This window comes from Pseudomonas sp. SK3(2021) (assembly GCF_016772375.1).
GTDB lineage: Bacteria > Pseudomonadota > Gammaproteobacteria > Pseudomonadales > Pseudomonadaceae > Aquipseudomonas > Aquipseudomonas chlororaphis_I.
Map to the genome: position 1 here is coordinate 1,328,260 of NZ_CP061943.1, position 15,978 is coordinate 1,344,237.

11 protein-coding genes are annotated in these 15,978 nt (G+C 63.8%); all 11 read right to left on the bottom strand.

Annotated features, from left to right (window positions below; genetic code table 11):
• Positions 1 to 402: 402 nt before the first annotated feature.
• Positions 403 to 1,854, bottom strand: coding sequence for a mannose-1-phosphate guanylyltransferase/mannose-6-phosphate isomerase (locus tag IF690_RS05930; protein ID WP_202699238.1), 1,452 nt, complete (start codon positions 1,852 to 1,854; stop codon positions 403 to 405).
• 221 nt (positions 1,855 to 2,075) lie between these two features.
• Entirely contained in the window at positions 2,076 to 2,732 is a 657-nt protein-coding gene (locus IF690_RS05935; RefSeq protein ID WP_202699239.1) for an alginate O-acetyltransferase AlgF, read from the bottom strand.
• 16 nt (positions 2,733 to 2,748) lie between these two features.
• A complete protein-coding gene (locus IF690_RS05940; protein WP_202699240.1) occupies positions 2,749 to 3,924 on the bottom strand; it encodes an alginate O-acetyltransferase in 1,176 nt (391 codons plus the stop codon).
• 11 nt (positions 3,925 to 3,935) lie between these two features.
• Positions 3,936 to 5,501 carry an MBOAT family O-acyltransferase gene (locus IF690_RS05945; RefSeq protein WP_202699241.1) on the bottom strand — a complete coding sequence of 522 codons (1,566 nt, stop codon included), beginning with the start codon at positions 5,499 to 5,501 and terminating at the stop codon, positions 3,936 to 3,938.
• A gap of 235 nt (positions 5,502 to 5,736) precedes the next feature.
• Entirely contained in the window at positions 5,737 to 6,861 is a 1,125-nt protein-coding gene (locus tag IF690_RS05950) for a mannuronate-specific alginate lyase (protein WP_202699242.1), read from the bottom strand.
• A gap of 7 nt (positions 6,862 to 6,868) precedes the next feature.
• The gene (locus IF690_RS05955) at positions 6,869 to 8,317 is read right to left on the bottom strand and encodes an alginate O-acetyltransferase (RefSeq protein WP_124298561.1); all 1,449 of its coding nucleotides are present in this window, start codon (positions 8,315 to 8,317) and stop codon (positions 6,869 to 6,871) included.
• An 11-nt stretch (positions 8,318 to 8,328) separates the two neighbouring features.
• Positions 8,329 to 9,933: a mannuronan 5-epimerase AlgG gene (gene algG / locus IF690_RS05960; protein WP_202699243.1), complete on the bottom strand. Its 1,605-nt coding sequence runs from the start codon at positions 9,931 to 9,933 to the stop codon at positions 8,329 to 8,331.
• A 27-nt stretch (positions 9,934 to 9,960) separates the two neighbouring features.
• Positions 9,961 to 11,613 (bottom strand): alginate export family protein, encoded by a 1,653-nt coding sequence (locus IF690_RS05965; protein WP_252189535.1) that lies wholly within the window; start codon positions 11,611 to 11,613, stop codon positions 9,961 to 9,963.
• Positions 11,610 to 13,115, bottom strand: a complete 1,506-nt coding sequence (algK, locus tag IF690_RS05970; protein WP_202699244.1) for an alginate biosynthesis TPR repeat lipoprotein AlgK — start codon at positions 13,113 to 13,115, stop codon at positions 11,610 to 11,612. The genes IF690_RS05965 and algK overlap by 4 nt, the downstream gene beginning before the upstream one ends.
• A gap of 9 nt (positions 13,116 to 13,124) precedes the next feature.
• Complete coding sequence (locus IF690_RS05975; RefSeq protein ID WP_202699245.1) at positions 13,125 to 14,294, bottom strand: alginate biosynthesis protein Alg44; 1,170 nt, start codon at positions 14,292 to 14,294, stop codon at positions 13,125 to 13,127.
• Between the two features lie 35 nt (positions 14,295 to 14,329).
• Positions 14,330 to 15,811, bottom strand: coding sequence for a mannuronan synthase (alg8, locus tag IF690_RS05980; RefSeq protein ID WP_371354806.1), 1,482 nt, complete (start codon positions 15,809 to 15,811; stop codon positions 14,330 to 14,332).
• Between the last annotated feature and the right edge of the window lie 167 nt (positions 15,812 to 15,978).

Here is a 15,978-nt window from a genome sequence, read left to right on the forward strand (position 1 = left end):
CTCAGCCATCGCCGTTTTCGCTGTGTTTTCTAGCCTCGCAAAACACTAAAGAGCGATAGGGATGAAGTCGTTGAGAGCTATCTGAAACGCCCGCTGGCACTTTCTAAATGTCACGTAGGAATGGGGGAAAACCCTCTGTAGCCGCTGCCGAAGGCTGCGATAAGGCCGAAGGCCTTCCAGCGATCTCACGACCCTGCGCCTGCTACGCAGTCGATCGCAGCCTGCGGCAGCGGCTACAGGGGACCATTCGTGCAAGAGGAGGGGAGGCGCGCGGGCATAAAAAAGCCCCCGCCCAACCGCCTGCGGATAGGGGACGCAGTCGGTCGGACGGGGGGCAAGGACTTGCTGACAACGACTCCCTGCTTTTACTTGCAGCTTGCCGCTTGAAACTTGTCGCTGTGGTTACTGGGCGATGGTCTTCACCGCGACGCCGCGTTCCACCGGAGTGGAGCGGCCGTAGATGTCTTCGAAGCGTTCGATGTCGTCTTCGCCCAGGTAGCTGCCCGATTGCACTTCGATGATCTCCAGCGGGATCTTGCCCGGGTTGCGCAGGCGGTGCACCGAGGCGATCGGGATGTAGGTGGACTGGTTTTCGGTGAGCAGGAACACGTTCTCGTCGCAGGTGACTTCAGCGGTGCCGCTGACCACGATCCAGTGTTCGGCGCGGTGGTGGTGCATCTGCAGGGACAGGCACGCGCCCGGCTTGACCGAGATGTGCTTGACCTGGAACCGGCCGCCCATGTCCACCGAGTCGTAGGAGCCCCACGGACGGTAGACCTCGCAGTGGTTCTGGGTTTCGCTGCGGCCCTGTTCGTTGAGGGTGTTGACCATCTGCTTCACGCCTTGGACCTTGTCCTTGTGGGCGATCATCATGGCGTCCTTGGTTTCGACCACCACGATGTTTTCCAGGCCGATCACCGACACCAGCTTGCCGTTGCCGTGGATCATGCAGTTGCGGCTGTCCTGGATCACTACGTCGCCCTTGCTGACGTTGCCGTTGACGTCCTTTTCATGCACGTCCCACAGCGACGACCAGCAGCCCACGTCGCTCCAGCCGGCGCTCAGCGGCACCACGCAGGCGCGCTGGGTCTTTTCCATCACCGCGTAGTCGATGGAGTTGTCCGGGCAGCAGGCGAAGGTGGCCGGGTCGATGTCCACGGTGTCGGCGTCCTGGGTGCTGCGTTCCAGGGTCAGCAGGCAGGTGTCGTAGATGTCCGGGTCGTGCTTTTTCAGCTCTTCGAGGAAGCGGCTGGCGCGGAACAGGAACATGCCGCTGTTCCAGAAGTAGCCGCCGGCCTCGACGAACTCGGTGGCGCGCTTGACGTCGGGTTTCTCGACGAAGTGCGAGACGCGGCTCACGCCTTCCGGCAGCAGCGCATCGTTGGTCGACTTGATGTAGCCATAACCGGTTTCCGGCTTGGAGGCCGGCACGCCGAACAGCACCATCTCGCCGCGCTCGGCAGCCACGGTGGCCAGGGCCAGGGCGCGTTGCAGGGCTTTCTGGTCTTCCAGCACGTGGTCGGCCGGCAGCACCAGCATCAGCTCGTCGCGACCTTCGTTGACCAGCATCATCGCGGTCAGGGCCACGGCCGGCGCGGTGTTACGGCCGAACGGCTCCATCAGGATGCGCTGGGCTTCGAGTTTGCGCGCCGCCAACTGCTCGTTGACGATGAAGCGGTGGTCCTTGTTGCAGACCACGATCGGCGTGTCCATGCCTTCGAACACCAGGCGTTCGAGGGTTTGCTGGAACAGTGTGTGTTCGCCGGTCAGGGCGAGGAACTGCTTAGGGAATTGCTTGCGCGAAAGCGGCCAAAGACGTGAGCCACTACCACCTGACAAGATCACCGGAATCATGTTGTTACTCCTTCAAGAATCGTTTGGGTCAGAGCTACTGCGTTCTGTCGTTTCACTCTCTTGTTTTTGTTGCGGTTCAGGATGACCACCAACCTGTAGGAGCGAGCTTGCTCGCGATGAACTCAAGGGCACTGCGTTTCTTCCAGTACCCCGCGTCATCGTTGACCTCCATCGCGAGCGAGCTCGCTCCTACAGCGGCTGAGGCCGACCTGAAAAATCCATCAGCGGGTCGAGACCGGGCGCTTGACCCAGACTGGCGACAGGCTGCTGCCATTGCCGGTGACGTAGAGCACCGCGGCTTCCCCGCGCTCCAGGGCGACCGGCTTGAGGTCGCTGACTTTTTTCTCGCCCTCGTACAGCGCGAAGCTGACTTTCACCGGGTTGATTTCACGTTCGCCACGGCCCTTGGCGGCCACCGACTGGACCACGTCGGTCTTGCCGTCGGCGGTCTTCAGGGTCAGGGCCTTGTCGCTCAGGTTCTGCACGCGGACCAGGGACTTCTGCTTGTTCTTGAACGGCGGTTCCTCGATCAATTGCGGCTGGCCGCTGGCGTTGTTGACCAGGGTGTAATAGTGGTCGGCGGCGAGTTTCACCGGCAGGCTCTGGCTGCCGACCTTGGCGGTGTAGTCGCCGCCGGGCATGAAGCTGAAGTCACTGCTGGCCAGCGGCGCGACGTCGCTGAGGTTGGTGCTGCCGACGGTGGCGCTGACTTCCTGGTTGCTGGCGTTGTAGATGCGCACGAAGGACGAGCCTTTGGGCGCGGTCGGGCCGTACAGCGCGGCGTCGCCACCGGCGAAGGCGGGCAGGGACAGGACGCTCATGCCGGCAGCCAGTGTGATTGCCTTGGCGAGACGACGCGGAGTGATAGTGAAAGTCATGGGTGTCACCTCTCTTTCAGTTTTGCGCCCGATCGGGCGTCTCGGATTTGTTGAGTGCAGCTACGTTCTGTTGGCGGGCGCCGGCTTGTTTGAGCTCTGCGACCCACTGCGGGTCGGCGTCGCCGATTTCGTTATTGACCGGCAGATATCGTTCGGGGAACTCCCAGATCAGCACCTGGGGCGGGCTGTTCTTGAAGGCATCGCTTTTCAGGTAGCTGAGCATCGGCAGCACCGGGCCGTGGCCGTCTTCGGCGTAGCTGACCACGTCGCTGTGCAGGGCCTCTTTGAGCGCGCCGACGAAGTTCCAGTTCGGGTTGGCGCTGTAGCTGGTGCCCACCAGGGCCACCGGCACTTCGTTGTCGGCGAACAGCGCGTCGTCGGCGGCCGGCTGGTCGTCGGCGGCACGGGTCACGCGTTTTTGCAGCGGCTCCTTGGCCGGCATCAGGTTCTCGAACAGCGGGTCCAGGGGCAGGAACAGGCGCAGGTCGCCCTTGTGCACCACGGTCTGCTCGGCTTCGGTGACGAAGCGTTGCGGCTGGCCCATCAGCGGCGCCTTGTCGGCAATCGCCTTGGCCAACTGGTTGGCGGCGACTTCGGCGCCGGCCGGGGTCCAGTGGGTGTCGGTGCGCAGGAACACTTGCTGGCCGTTCTGCTTGGCCTGTTGCAGGGGCCTGAGCAGGTCGGGGGCGAGGATCTTGTCGGCCGCCACCCGGGCGTGGAAGTCCTGGTAGAGGTTGGCGTGGATGCGGGCCGGCTGGACGTCGCCCAGGTGTTCCGGGTACAGGCGCACCTTGGCCGGAAGGATGGCCATCACCAGTTTCACGCCTTTGTCTTTCAGGGCCTGGCGCACGCCTTCGACCAGCGCGTAGTTGCCTTGCAGGTTGAGTTCTTCGTTGACCACCGGGTGGAACTCTTCGTCGCTGTACAGCCACTGGTCGCGGCCGAGCACCACGCCCGGCCGACCTTCGTTGAACAGCTTGAAGTCCAGGGCCGCCCACAGGTTGGTGCCCAGGCGCTTGATCGGGAACTCGTCGTCGTAGTGGGTTTCCACGGCCTTGGCCCAGCGACCGTTGAGCACGGTGGCGTCGCTGTTGGTGCTGAAGCCGAAGAAGCTGCGTACCGACCACAGGCCCAGGGCCAGCAGGAGCACCAGGAACAGGGCGATATAGAAGACGCGTAATGAGCGGGTCATGGTCAGATCCCTCAGAACTGGAAGTAAAGGAACGGCGAGAAGCTTTGCGCCGAGAGTTTGAGAATCGAGGCGATGAACAGCAGCAGCACCAGGGCGCGCATCACGTAACGCGGCCAGTCGGCGACCCAGTAGGCCGGCTGTACCTGGGCTTCGACGCCCACGGTGTAGCCCGGTTGGTGGATGCTGTCCGGCTGGTCCCCCGGTACGGCCTTGATCAGGCCAGGCTGGGTGCTGGCCGGACCGTCGGCCGCAGTGTTGATTTCAGGTTTGCTCTTGACCGGCATCGGGTTGCGATACAGGTCGCGCAGGCCGAAGAACGCCAGGGTGGCGTAGGCCACGACCAGGGTCGCCACTTGCAGGCCGGTGAGGCTGGCGCGGTTGAGTTCCGACAGCGACCAGTCGCCGAAGCTGAACATGGCGCCGTACATGCGACCGGCGACGTGCAGGTTCTCGGCGCGGAAGATCACCCAGCCCATCACCACCAGCAGGAAGGTCAGCGCCCAGCGGATCGGGTTCAGCGTGCGTGGCGTGGTGTTGATGCCCAGGGCCTTCTCGATCGCCAGCCACATGCCGTGCCAGGCGCCCCAGACCACGTAGGTGATGTTCGCGCCGTGCCACAGGCCACCGAGCAGCATGGTCAGGAACAGGTTGCGATAGGTCATCAGCGTGCCTTTGCGGTTGCCGCCCAGGGTGATGTACAGGTAGTCGCGCAGCCAGGTGGACAGGCTGATGTGCCAGCGCCGCCAGAACTCGGTGATCGACTGGCTGATGTAGGGTTGCTTGAAGTTTTCCATGAAGCGGAAACCCATCATCAACCCCAGGCCGATGGCCATGTCGCTGTAGCCGGAGAAGTCGAAGTACAGCTGCGCGGTGTAGGCCAGGGCGCCCAGCCAGGCGTCGCCGGTGGTCGGGTTCTGCAGGGCGAAGCAATGGTCGGCGACCACCGCCAGGGTGTCGGCGATGAACACTTTCTTGATGAAGCCCTGCATGAAGCGCGTGCAGCCTTCGGAGAACTTGTCCAGGGTGTGGGTGCGGTTGTTGAACTGGTCGGCCAGGTCGCGAAAACGCAGCACGGGGCCGGCGATCAGGTGCGGGAAGATCGCCACGAACGCCGCGAAGTCGATCAGGTTGCGGGTCGCCGGGGTGTCGCCGCGATAGACGTCGATGATGTAGCTGATGGACTCGAAGATGTAGAACGAGATACCGATCGGCAACAGCACGTGGGTCAGGATGAACGGCTCCAGCCCCATGGAGGTCATGATCGCGTTGAGGCTGTCCACGCCGAAGTTGGCGTACTTGAAGTAGCCGAGGATGCACAGGTCCACCGCCACGCCGAGCAGCAGCCAGCGTTGGGCCGGTTTGGTCCTGACCCCGGCGGCGCCGACTTTCAGGCCGATCCAGTAGTTCCACAGGGTGACGCCGGCGAACAGTGCCAGGAAGTCCACCCGCCACCAGGCATAGAACACGTAGCTGGCGATCAGCAGCAGCAGGTTGCGATAGCGTTGCCCGCTCAGGTAGTACAAGCCGAGAAAGATCGGCAAGAACAGGAACAGGAACACATTGGATGAGAAAACCATCCCGATCTCTCCATGTTTGACCAACAGTAAAGGGCCGCAGCCCCCCCAAACCCCCCGTGAAAAACCGGGGAGGCGTATTGCATTCACCACATGCCTTGGCTGCGGCTATGAGTCTTGCGTGTCCTGTAGGAGCGAGCTTGCTCGCGAAAAAACTCAACGATGACGCGGTGTCGGTTGAATCGCCGCTTTGCGGCTATCGCGAGCAAGCTCGCTCCTACAGGGTTTTGCGTGTTTCTTACGAACCCTTGTTGCCCTTCTCAAAAGAGGGGTCGTAGACCTTGGTCAGGTCGCCACCCAGGCGGAAGGTCTTGAACGGTTGCATCTTGTGCTTGCGTTCGAGCACATCCGGGGCGCAGGTGTAGAGACTGCAGAAGGGTTCGAGCCAGGCGAATTTCGAGTCGACCTTGAGGTCGGTCATGTCCTGTTCCTTGCCGTTCTTCTCTTCGAACCCATCCGGATCCTTCACCCCGGCCAGCACCCGCTCGCCCAGGCGTTTCAGCGCGCCGTGGTTTTCCTGGCGCAGGTCGACGCCGTTGACCTGGGCGAAGCTGGCGATCATCGCCAGCGGCGGCAGGGCGTAGTTGTGATAGGCCAGGGCGCGCTGCTGGCGCTTGAGTTCGTTGGGCAGGAAACCGTCGGCATCGACCTGGTTGGCGCCGACCTTGTATTCCTTCACGGCCCAGTCGAACAGGTCGCGGCGGTTGGTCGCCACGGCGGTGGCCATTACCGACCAGGCGGCCCAGTACGAGTGGTTGTTGGTCTGCTCCAGCGGCAGGTTGTCCCAGTCGCTGACCACCTGGTCGGCCAGCTTGCTGAACCAGGCCTCGATCTGTTGCGCTTGCTGCTGGTGGGTGGCCAGCGGATGGGAGTCGGAGAACTTCAGGCGCAGGTAGGCCGAGGCCATGCTGCCCAGCGCCCATTTGCGCATGGACTTGCCGGTGTGGTTGAAGTCCTTGGACATCAACGCATCGGCCTGGGCCCAGGCGCTCAGCCAACTGAGGGTGCAGTCCAGTTGTTCCGGCCGGCCGTCGCGCATGAACTGCATGACCCGCTTGCTGGTGCCGCGCTCGATCTTGGTGATGTCGGCGGTGCTGTCGCGAAAGGCCTTTTCCGATTGCACGTTCAGCGTCGCGCGGGCCTTGTCCGAACCTTCGTACTTGCTGCGAAATTGCAGCGAGCCGGTGTAGGGCGCGGGCATGGCGTCGCAGCCTTCGCTGTGGTCGGCGCTCTTGAATTTATCCACCGCTGCGTAATATCCCTGGGGCGGGCGCAGTGGGGCCGCGGCCTGGGTGGCGCCGGCGAACAGCGCCAGGCTCAACAGGCTCGGGACCAGTAACTGTTTCAGCGTTTTGCTTTGCATAGGAACCTCATTGCCCGATTTGCGCGGTGCGTTGACCGGCGTCCGGGAATACGTTGCGTTTGCAAATTTTCGCTTCGACTTTTTGCGCCGCGGCGCCCGCTTCCGGACCCTGGACTTCGACCGCCAGCAGGTTCTGCGAGGCCCAGTCTTCGTCGGTGCGCAGTTCAAAGGCGAAACGCCCGTCGGTGTCGGATGTTTCCGGTTTGTCGATCTTGATGTCCTCGTGGCGCCCGTTCATGTACCAGAGGGTGGCTTGCAGGGTTTTCACCGAGGTGTCGGCGAAGCGAATATCGACCTGGTGGCTGCTGTTGCGCAGGTCCATGTTCTTGCTGTTGACCATCAGCTCGTTCTTGCCCGGCTTGAGGGTGGCGCTGGCGCTCATTTGCGCCGGCTTGCCTTCGCAGCCGTTGTCGAGCAGGGCCATCATCTGCCGGTAGATGGTTTCCTGGTCCAGGCGGTACAGCGGCGAGAATTCCCAGATCAGGATCTTCGGCGGCTTGGTCTGGAACTCCTCGCTGCCCAGGTACTGCAGCATGGAGCCTTCGAAGCCACCGCCGGGGAAGGCGACGTTGAGAATGTCGGCGCCGATTTCTTCCTGCAGGAAGCCGGCGAAGTTGTAGTTCTTGCCGCTGTGGCTGGTGCCCACCAGGGTGATTTCCGGGTTGCCGGAATCGCCGAACAGATCGCCGTCGCCGGCTTCGCCCTTGGGTTCGGTGGTGAACTGGTCCATGTACTGGATCGCGTAGCTGGTGCCACACAGCTGGCCGGCCATGTTGTGCAGGGTGCCGGTCTTGCCCATGCGCCCGGACTTGTGGGTCTCGAACTCACGCTTGGGAATGTCGGCGAAGGCCGGCAACTGCTTGACCTTCTGCGCCACGATCTTCGCCGTGCGCTGGGCGCCGTACGGGGTCCAGTGCTGGTCGCCGCGGAAATAGAAATCGTGGGCCGGCAGGGTCTCCGGCAGTTGCTCGTTGGTCAGCGGCGACAGGTCCGGCACCACATAGCCCATCTGGGCGAAACGGCCGAGCATGCCCTGGTAGTTTTTCAGCGCCTTGTCGTAGTCGAAGCTGGCCTTCTCCTGCGGGTTGAGCTTGTTGCGGTTCACCAGGCCACGGGTCGGCTGGTAGACCAGCACCAGCTCCACGCCCTTGCTCTTGAAGGCGTCGTGCAGCTGTTGCAGGCGGCGATAACCTTCCGGCGTGGTGTTGAACTCGGTGCGCAGGTCTTCCTGGGTGCGGAACAGCCAGTCGCCCTGGGCTTGCACCAGGGTGGTGAAGTTCTGCTGGTAGCGGGTGGTGTAGTTCTTTGCGTCGTGGGCCGCCGGGCACAGGTTGCAGCACGGCTCCGCGGTGAACTTCGGCGCCTGGGTTTCGTCGGCGCGGGCGCTGTTGCCCGCGGCGAGAATGCCCGCGGTCAATGCCGAGAGGCTCAAGAGTTTGATCAGGTGTGGGCGCATGACAGTCATCCTCAATCGCGCATTTCGGTCTGGCGTTCGACAGGGTCGATCAGCACGGCTTTCTGCTGGCGCACCAGCAGGTCAAGAATTTCGTCCTGGCGCTCGCCGAGGATCCCCGAGAAGCTGATGCCGCTGCTCTTGGTCGGGGCGAGCATGGACACGCGGTACAGCTCGACGCTCAACGGCGAGTCGATGGACATCGGGCCGCTGCCGTTGGCCGCCAGCTCGCCGCCGACCACGATCAGCGACACCTGGGCGTCGAACGGGTCGAGCTTGATGTCGCGGTCGGTGTCGGAGAGGTCCTTGATGTGGCCGTAGACGCCGGTCAGGCCGTTGGCCATGGCGACGTTCTCGTACAGGCGGATGTTCACGCTGTTGCGAATGCGGATGCCGTGGCGCCGGTTGCTGATCACCTTGTTGCCCCACAGCAGGTTGTCGGCACTCTCGTAGAGGGTGATGCCGTCGGTGTGGTTGCGGTAGATCTCGTTGTCGGCGATCAGGTTGTTCACGCTGTTACGGTCGATCACCAGGCCCGAGAGCTTGTTGTCGTAGCTGCGGTTGTTGAAGATGAAGCTGTCGTTCACTTCCCGGGAAATGATGATCCCGTGCTTCTTCTTGGTCCCGTAGACGGTGTTGTCGGCGATGATCAGCCGGTGCGAACGGTCGTGGGGGTCGATGCCGTAGACGATGTTGTCCTTGTAGGTGTTGCCCTTGACCACGAAGTCGCGGGTCTCGTAGCAGTAGAAGCCGTACCACATGTCCGAGAACTCGGAACCGATGATCCAGCCGGTGGGTTCGGGGCGCTTGAGCACCTTGGCCATGTTCGGCGTGTACTGGGAAATACTCACGCCGTAGGACTTACTGTTGGCGTAGCCGAAGCTGGCCATCTTGCTGTTGACGATGTAGGTCTCGGTGCCGCCCCAGGCCAGCAGGAACGGACGGAATTCCTTGGGCGAGTTGAAGGTCGCCGGGCCGTTGTCCTTCTCGCGCCAGCCGGTGACCTTGGTATCGCGCACGAACAGCTGGCCGTCGTTGACCAGGAACGAACCGCCTTCCTGGGACAGGCGCAGTTCCTGGGTCTGCTGGTCGATTTCCAGGATGCCCTGGCGCCCGACCACGATCGGCAGCCGCGCCAGGTACACGCCCGGAGAGGTTTCGCTGATGTACTGCCTGGGCAGCTTCTTCACCAGATCCTTGAGGTTGATGTAGCCGTCGTCGATGAAGATCGCCTGGGGAATGCCGTGCTGGCGCACCACCCATTCGGCCATCTTGTTGTCACCGCCGATAAAGTCCTTCAGCGCGTCTTCCTGCATCATGCGACGCACGCTGATCTTGCCGGGCTTGCTGCGCACGATCTTCGCTGCCGCAGCTTCAGCGGTGTAGCCGGAGAGGTCGGGCAAGGTCGGCTTGGCCAGGTTCAGCGGCGCGGTGGGCGCGCTGCTGACGGTGTAGGTCTTGGCCTGTTGCAGCTCCTTGGCCACAGTCGGCTGCTTGCCGGGCGTGGCGGCCGGGGCCGGCTCGACGTTGGCGAAGGCGGCGCTGCTGGCCAGCAGCATGGCGCCGGCCAGCAGGCTGATCGAGCCTCGCATCGCTGGGTTGTTCATCGGGCTGTTCATCTCAGGCAACTCCCTTGGCGGCTCGCATCAGAAGCGCCAGATCACGTCGACGAAGGCGCGGTGCATGTACGAGTCGACGTTCTTGCCGTAGGCATCGCCCGGCTTGAACACGCCGCCACGAAAGCGCACCAGCGCCGAAGGCTCGTCGATCGACTGGCTGAGCGCGGCCGGCAGCAGGCCTTGCTTGAAGTACTTGGTGACCACCAGGTCCACTTCCTGGCCGAGGTCTTTCTCGCCGTCGCGCAGCGGCAGGGACGAGCTGGAGAGCAGGGCGCCGGTGGCGTCGTCGTAGTTGTTTTCCACGGCGTTGATACCGTTGCTGCCCACCGGCTTGTTGCCGTCCACGCGCCAGAACTTGTGGTAGATCAGGCTGGCGTCGTACTCGTCGGCGAGCATCCAGGAACCGAACAGGGTGGCGGTCTGCATGTTGTTCATTTCGCCGCGGAAGGCTTCGCCGAAGCGGTGCACCCGCGAGCGGGTCCCGGTGTAGTTCGAGCGGTTGCTTTCCAGGCCGTTCTGTTCGTAGTCGCCGCTGGCGCGGGCATAGGCCGCGCCGACCTGCCATTTCGGGTCGAGGCGCAGGCGCACGCCGAGGTCGGTGGCCCAGCCGTCGAGGCTCTCGCCATGCTTGGCCTGGGCCGGGCGGGTGCCGTCGGCGTTCAGCGCGTTGACCTTGTCGCGGTCGCCGCTCATGCCGGTGATGCTCGCCCAGTAGTTGACGGTGTTTCCGTTTCTCAAGCTGTAGGCGTCGCTGTTGGCTTCCAGGCCGAGCCAGGTCAGGTCGCCGTTCTGGCGCTTGTCCAGGGAGTCGGTGGCTTCGCCCGGTACCGGGTAGTCGAGCTTGCCGTCGTCGTGGCTGTGGTGGGCGCGCACGCCGGCCCAATGCCCCGGGGTCCACTGGTAGGCCACGTCGCCGTAGACGTGCAGGCGATCCTTGTCTTCCGGCGCCAGTTCCTTGAGGTCGGTACGGTACTCGCTGAAGCGTTCGGCGATGCCGGCGTTGGCGCGCAGCAGGGTGGTGTCGAAGGTCCAGTTCAGGGCCTCGATGTTGGTGTCGCGCCATTGGCCGTCGTCGTTGCGCAGGCGCTGGCGACCGAACTTCAACTGCTCGCCCGGGTAGGGCGTGAGGCCGCTGTAGCCGATCCAGAACTCGCGCATCGCCAGGTAGTTCTTCTTGCTCTTGCGGTCGCTGTTGTTGCTGCTTTCGGTGCTGGCGCCGTCGGACTGCTGCAGGGTGTCGGTCTCGATGATGTCGGTGGAGGTCACCGCCTGGCCCATGGCGTAGGCGCTCCAGTTGCCGCTTTCGCCGTACACCCAGGGACGCAGGTCGAGGCCGACGCCGTTGACGTCGCCGCCGCCCAGGGTGCCGAGGTCACGGTCGTCTTCGGACTGGCCGGTGATCTTCACGTCCAGGCCGAAGTTCTTGCTCTCGGTGATGGCCGCGAATGTCGGGTTGGACCAGGCCAGGGCAAAACCCAGGGCCACACCCAGCTTCGACAGGCTGAACAGTTTCCCCGTAGCCGCTGCCGCAGGCTGCGATGGGCTGCGCAGCAGACGTAAAACCTGCGCACGCGGTGCCACTGACGGATCTCGGTCGCCTGGTTGACGAGCGCTGCGCGCTCGATCGCAGCCTGCGGCAGCGGCTACAGGATTGGCGTGGCTGGATGGAGTGAACTTCATAGGGATTCCTCACCGTCTTCTTCCTGCAGCGCGTGCAGTTCCAACGTGTTCTGGCTCAAGGCGCCACGCACGGCCTGCTCCTGTTGCAGCAGGCGTTGGGCCTCGGCGCGTTGGCCTGGCGGCAGTTGGGCTTCGAGTTGTTGCGCAAGCTCGTTGGCTTGCGGGGTGTCCTGGGTCTTGGCCAACTGGCTGAAGACATAGGCGTTGAGCGGGTCGGGCTTGGTGCCCCTGCCCTGGGAGAACAGCTGGGCAATGGCGAAATCGGCGCTGTTCTGGCCGTTGCGCGCAGCGGTCAGCAGGTGGTCCAGGGCCTTTTGCGGATAGACCTGGCCCAGGTAGCCACGGCGGTAGATCTGGCCGAGGTAGTAGTCGGCGGCGACTTCCTTGCCCTGGGCCTTCTTGAAGTGTTCTTCGGCGACCTTGGCGTCGGCCGGGACCATCTTGCCTTCGTAGTAGAGCTTGCCCAGCAGCAGTTCGGCGCGGGGCTGGTCGGCGGCGCGACCGTTGTCCAGGTACTGCATCATCTGGTCGACGTCGCCCAGTTCAGGGAAGTCGTAGAGCAGCTGCGCCAGGGTGACCCAGGAGGCCGGGTAGCCGGGAGCGATCGGCTCCAGCAGCGCCTGTGCGGTTTTCTCGTCGGTCTTGCCCAGGCTGGCGTCGCCCAGCACCCGGGCCACGCTGTCGACCCGTTGCGCGCTGATGGCGCCACGGGCGTGCCCGGCCTGCAGCTGTTTCAGCAGTGCGGCCTGTTGTTCCGGCTGGGCGCGCTTCTGGTAGACGGTGGCCAGTTCGACGTAGCAGATATCGGTGACGTTCAGCGCCGCCTTGCAGATGGTTTCCACCTCGGCCAGGTGCTGGTCGTAGGTGCCCTGGGTGCGGTACAGCAGCACCTGGGCCAGGCCGGCTTCCGGGTAGCCGGCGCTGCGCCATTGGCTGATCTGCTGCTGGGCGTTGACCTTGGGGAAGCTCTGCGGATATTGCAGGTAGAGCATCGCCAGCGGGATCAGGGTGTTGCCTTCACCGTTGGCGAAGGCCTTTTTCAACAGGCCTTCGGCTTCGTGATGTTCGGCCTCGGTGGAGCCGGGCTTGGCCACCAGCAGGCGACCCAGGCGCGCCTGGGCTCGCGGCGAGGTGTCGGCCGCGGCGCGGTAGGTCGCCTCGGCTTCCTTGATCTTCGCCGGGTCGCGGGTTTCCATCTGGATATCGGCCAGGCCGACCTGGGCGTCGCTGTAACCCAGGTCCGCCAGTTGCCGGTAGTTCTGCTCCGCGAGCACGGTGTCGCCGCGCTTCAGGGCTTCGTTGGCCAGGCGCTGGTCGGGCAGGCCGGCGCAACCGGCCAGGCTCACGGCCAGGGCCAGCGAGCACAGGGCCAGGGCGCGGCGCCCCTGGGATTTATCGCGAGCAAGCTCGCTCCTACAGGTGGTTGCAGCGCTCGTGTAGGAGCGAGCTTGCTCGCGATCGAGTGCGCAGCACTCGCCAATGGAAAGGCTAGTCACAGGCATGTCCTCCGCTTAGAGACCGACAGCCATGGCTTTGTCGATCAGCCAGTTCACGGACGGGCCGCGGTCGCTGCTGACTTCCACCGGACGGCCGGCGAAGGCGCTGCTCAGTGGGGCGTCGGGCTTGATCTGCACGCGAATGTCCGAAGACAGGTCGCTGCCGTTGAGGCTGGTGCTGCTGACGATGGTGCCGGTGCGCACGTCGTCTTCGCCGGCGATCTGGAAGCTGACCTTGGTCCCCGGACGCACGTCGGCGAACTGGCGGTAGGAGAAACGCGCCTCGATGTTGGCCTGGCTGTTGCGCGGCACCAGTTGGAAGATCACATCGCCCTTGCTGGCGTACTGGCCGTCGGCAACCATCTGCTGGGCCACGGTGCAGTCGCAGGGCGAGGTCAGGGTGCCGGTCATCTGCTTGCCGAACAGTTCCTCGACCTTGGCCGGTTGCAACTGGTCTTCGTTCAGGTGGCCCTTGAGCACCTCGAGCATGCTGGTGCTGAAGGTCGCCAGCGGGGCGCCCTTGGCCGCCACGCCGTCGGCCTGGATCAGGCTCTGCACGGTGCCGTCGCGCGGCATGGTGACGTTCATCCCCGGCGCGCTGACCAGGCCGGCCTGGGCGTGGCTGACGAAGTACATGCCGTACACCGACTTGAGGATGAAACCGAAGGCCGCCAGGCCGACGACGAAGATCCCGGCGCTGAAGGTCACCGCACGCAGGCGGCCCAGGGCGCTCATGCCATGGCCGGCGTCCTTGGTCTTGCGCGCCTTGGTGAAGTTGTCGCGTTGCAGGGTGGCGAGCACGTCGCCCATGGTCACGATGTCGCCGGCCAGGTGCGAGGTGATCAACTGGCGCAGGGTCGAGATGTCCCGCGGCTCGAGGTTCTGGAACTGGCAACCGACACGGCCGCTCGGGCGATCCACCGAGCGCACCAGCAGCTCCACGTCCATGGCCAGCCCGAGGTTGTCGATGACGAACTGCAAGCGGCCCTTGTGCACGTCGCCGACCTTGATCGGCAGCTGCCCGCAGTTGAAGCTCAGGCCGCCGGCGGAGAGGTCGATGACCCGCGCTTCGACCGGGGTCCGGTCGGGGCCGAAGAAGCGCAGCTTGGCCGGGATTTTGACCCGGGCGTGTTGGCGTTGGGCTTCGGATTCATGCACTACATTGACGTTCACGGCGGTGTTCATAAGGGCGATTTCCTAGTTAATTCAGGCAAGGCGGGTCAGACCATCATCAGCAGCGCGGCGACGAAAATGCTGCCGGCGGAGAAGGTCATGGTCCGAGACGACCAGGTGTTGAACCAACGTTGAAAGCTGGCGAGGTCACGGGACAGAGCAGTCGGTTGGCGGGTCCAGGACTGTTGGTCGAGGCGGAAGAACACGTAGATCTTCACCAGGGCCCCGACGATCTGGTTGTAATAGAGGATCAGAGGGTAGGCCGGGCCGATCCGGTGCCCCGAACAGGACAGCAGCAGGGTCAGCAGCAGGCGGGTGATACCGATCCACAGCAGGTACACCAGGATGAAGGCGGTGCCGTACTTGAAGCTGGCGATCAGGGCCACGGTCAGGCCGAGCAAGGAGGTCCACATCGACACGCGCTGGTCGAACAGCACCACGCTGGTGAACAGCCCCAGGCGCTTGAGGCCCAGGCCCAGGGCCCGGGAGTTCTGCCGCAGGTTGTTGCCGTACCAGCGGAACATCAGCTTGCGGCTGGCCTTGATGAAACTCTTCTCCGGCGGGTGCTCCACGGTATTGATCGCCGCATCGGGCACGTAGAAGGTGTCGTAGCCCAGGCGCATCAGGCTGAACCAGCTGGACTTGTCGTCGCCGGTGAGGAACTTGAAGCGGCCCAGGCGCCAGTGTTGCAGCGAGTCGCTTTCCACGTCGGCGATGAAGTCCGGGTTGGTGACCACGCTGGCGCGGAACACCGACATGCGTCCGGTCATGGTCAGCACGCGCTTGGACAGGGCCATGGAGCACATGTTGATGTGGCGCTGGGCGAAGCGCAGCTTGTGCCATTCGCTCATGATGTAGCCGCCGCGCACTTCGCAGAACTCGTTGGTGGTCAGGCCGCCGACGTTGCCGAACAGCTGGAACCAGGGCACGGTCTTGCGCACCACGCCTTCGCCGAGCACGGTGTCGCCGTCGATCACCGCGACCACGGCACGGTCGTCCGGCAGGTGGCGGGAGATGGCGCGGAAACCGAAGGCCAGGCCATCGCGCTTGCCGGTGCCGGGGATGCGCACGAAGTCGAGCTTGACGTGGGCCGGCGGGTTCATGCGGGCCCAGAGGCTTTTCACCAGCAGCTCGTCGGACATTTCCACGATCGAGCAGACCACGGTGGTGGGGAAGCCGCAGTCGATGGCTTCACGGATCACCGAGCCATAGACCTGGGCGGTGGTCAGGGCGTCGATCCGGAAGCTGGTGACCATCAGGTACACGTGGGACGGATCGGCGGCCTTGCCCAGCTTGCGCACCTTGCGGCGCAGGTGCGGGTAGACCACGTAGAGAAACAGCATGCCGCGCACGAAATGCGTGGCACCCATCGAGTAGCGCCAGATACCCACGGCGCCAATCAGGAAGATGAAGTCCTTCGATTCGGAGTCGAATGTGGACGCGGGCAACGCCAGGGCGAGACCCATCAGTAAACTCAAGAAAAACAGCCAACCTGCGGCCTGGAGTAGGCCGTGCTTTAGCCTGTGCATAATCTGCATCCGTCTCGATCTCGGGCGAGCCTGTGGGGTGGCCCGATGGGGTTAAGGCAGGCAAAAAAGCCAAAGGGGCACATTCCTGTAGCTGTTGCCGGAGGCTGCGATAAACCTCCGGCAGTTGCAGGTGCATCGCGACCCCTTCAGGCTCGATCGCACCTGCG

Excerpts from the sequence above, each read along its gene's own strand:
- IF690_RS05975 (WP_202699245.1), bottom strand. The coding sequence starts at position 14,294 with ATGAACACCGCCGTGAACGTCAATGTAGTGCATGAATCCGAAGCCCAA.
- IF690_RS05950 (WP_202699242.1), bottom strand. The coding sequence starts at position 6,861 with ATGCAAAGCAAAACGCTGAAACAGTTACTGGTCCCGAGCCTGTTGAGC.
- IF690_RS05945 (WP_202699241.1), bottom strand. The coding sequence starts at position 5,501 with ATGGTTTTCTCATCCAATGTGTTCCTGTTCCTGTTCTTGCCGATCTTT.
- IF690_RS05965 (WP_252189535.1), bottom strand. The coding sequence starts at position 11,613 with ATGAAGTTCACTCCATCCAGCCACGCCAATCCTGTAGCCGCTGCCGCA.
- IF690_RS05955 (WP_124298561.1), bottom strand. The coding sequence starts at position 8,317 with ATGCGCCCACACCTGATCAAACTCTTGAGCCTCTCGGCATTGACCGCG.
- IF690_RS05935 (WP_202699239.1), bottom strand. The coding sequence starts at position 2,732 with ATGACTTTCACTATCACTCCGCGTCGTCTCGCCAAGGCAATCACACTG.
- algK (WP_202699244.1), bottom strand. The coding sequence starts at position 13,115 with ATGCCTGTGACTAGCCTTTCCATTGGCGAGTGCTGCGCACTCGATCGC.
- IF690_RS05930 (WP_202699238.1), bottom strand. The coding sequence starts at position 1,854 with ATGATTCCGGTGATCTTGTCAGGTGGTAGTGGCTCACGTCTTTGGCCG.
- algG (WP_202699243.1), bottom strand. The coding sequence starts at position 9,933 with ATGAACAGCCCGATGAACAACCCAGCGATGCGAGGCTCGATCAGCCTG.
- alg8 (WP_371354806.1), bottom strand. The coding sequence starts at position 15,811 with ATGCACAGGCTAAAGCACGGCCTACTCCAGGCCGCAGGTTGGCTGTTT.
- IF690_RS05940 (WP_202699240.1), bottom strand. The coding sequence starts at position 3,924 with ATGACCCGCTCATTACGCGTCTTCTATATCGCCCTGTTCCTGGTGCTC.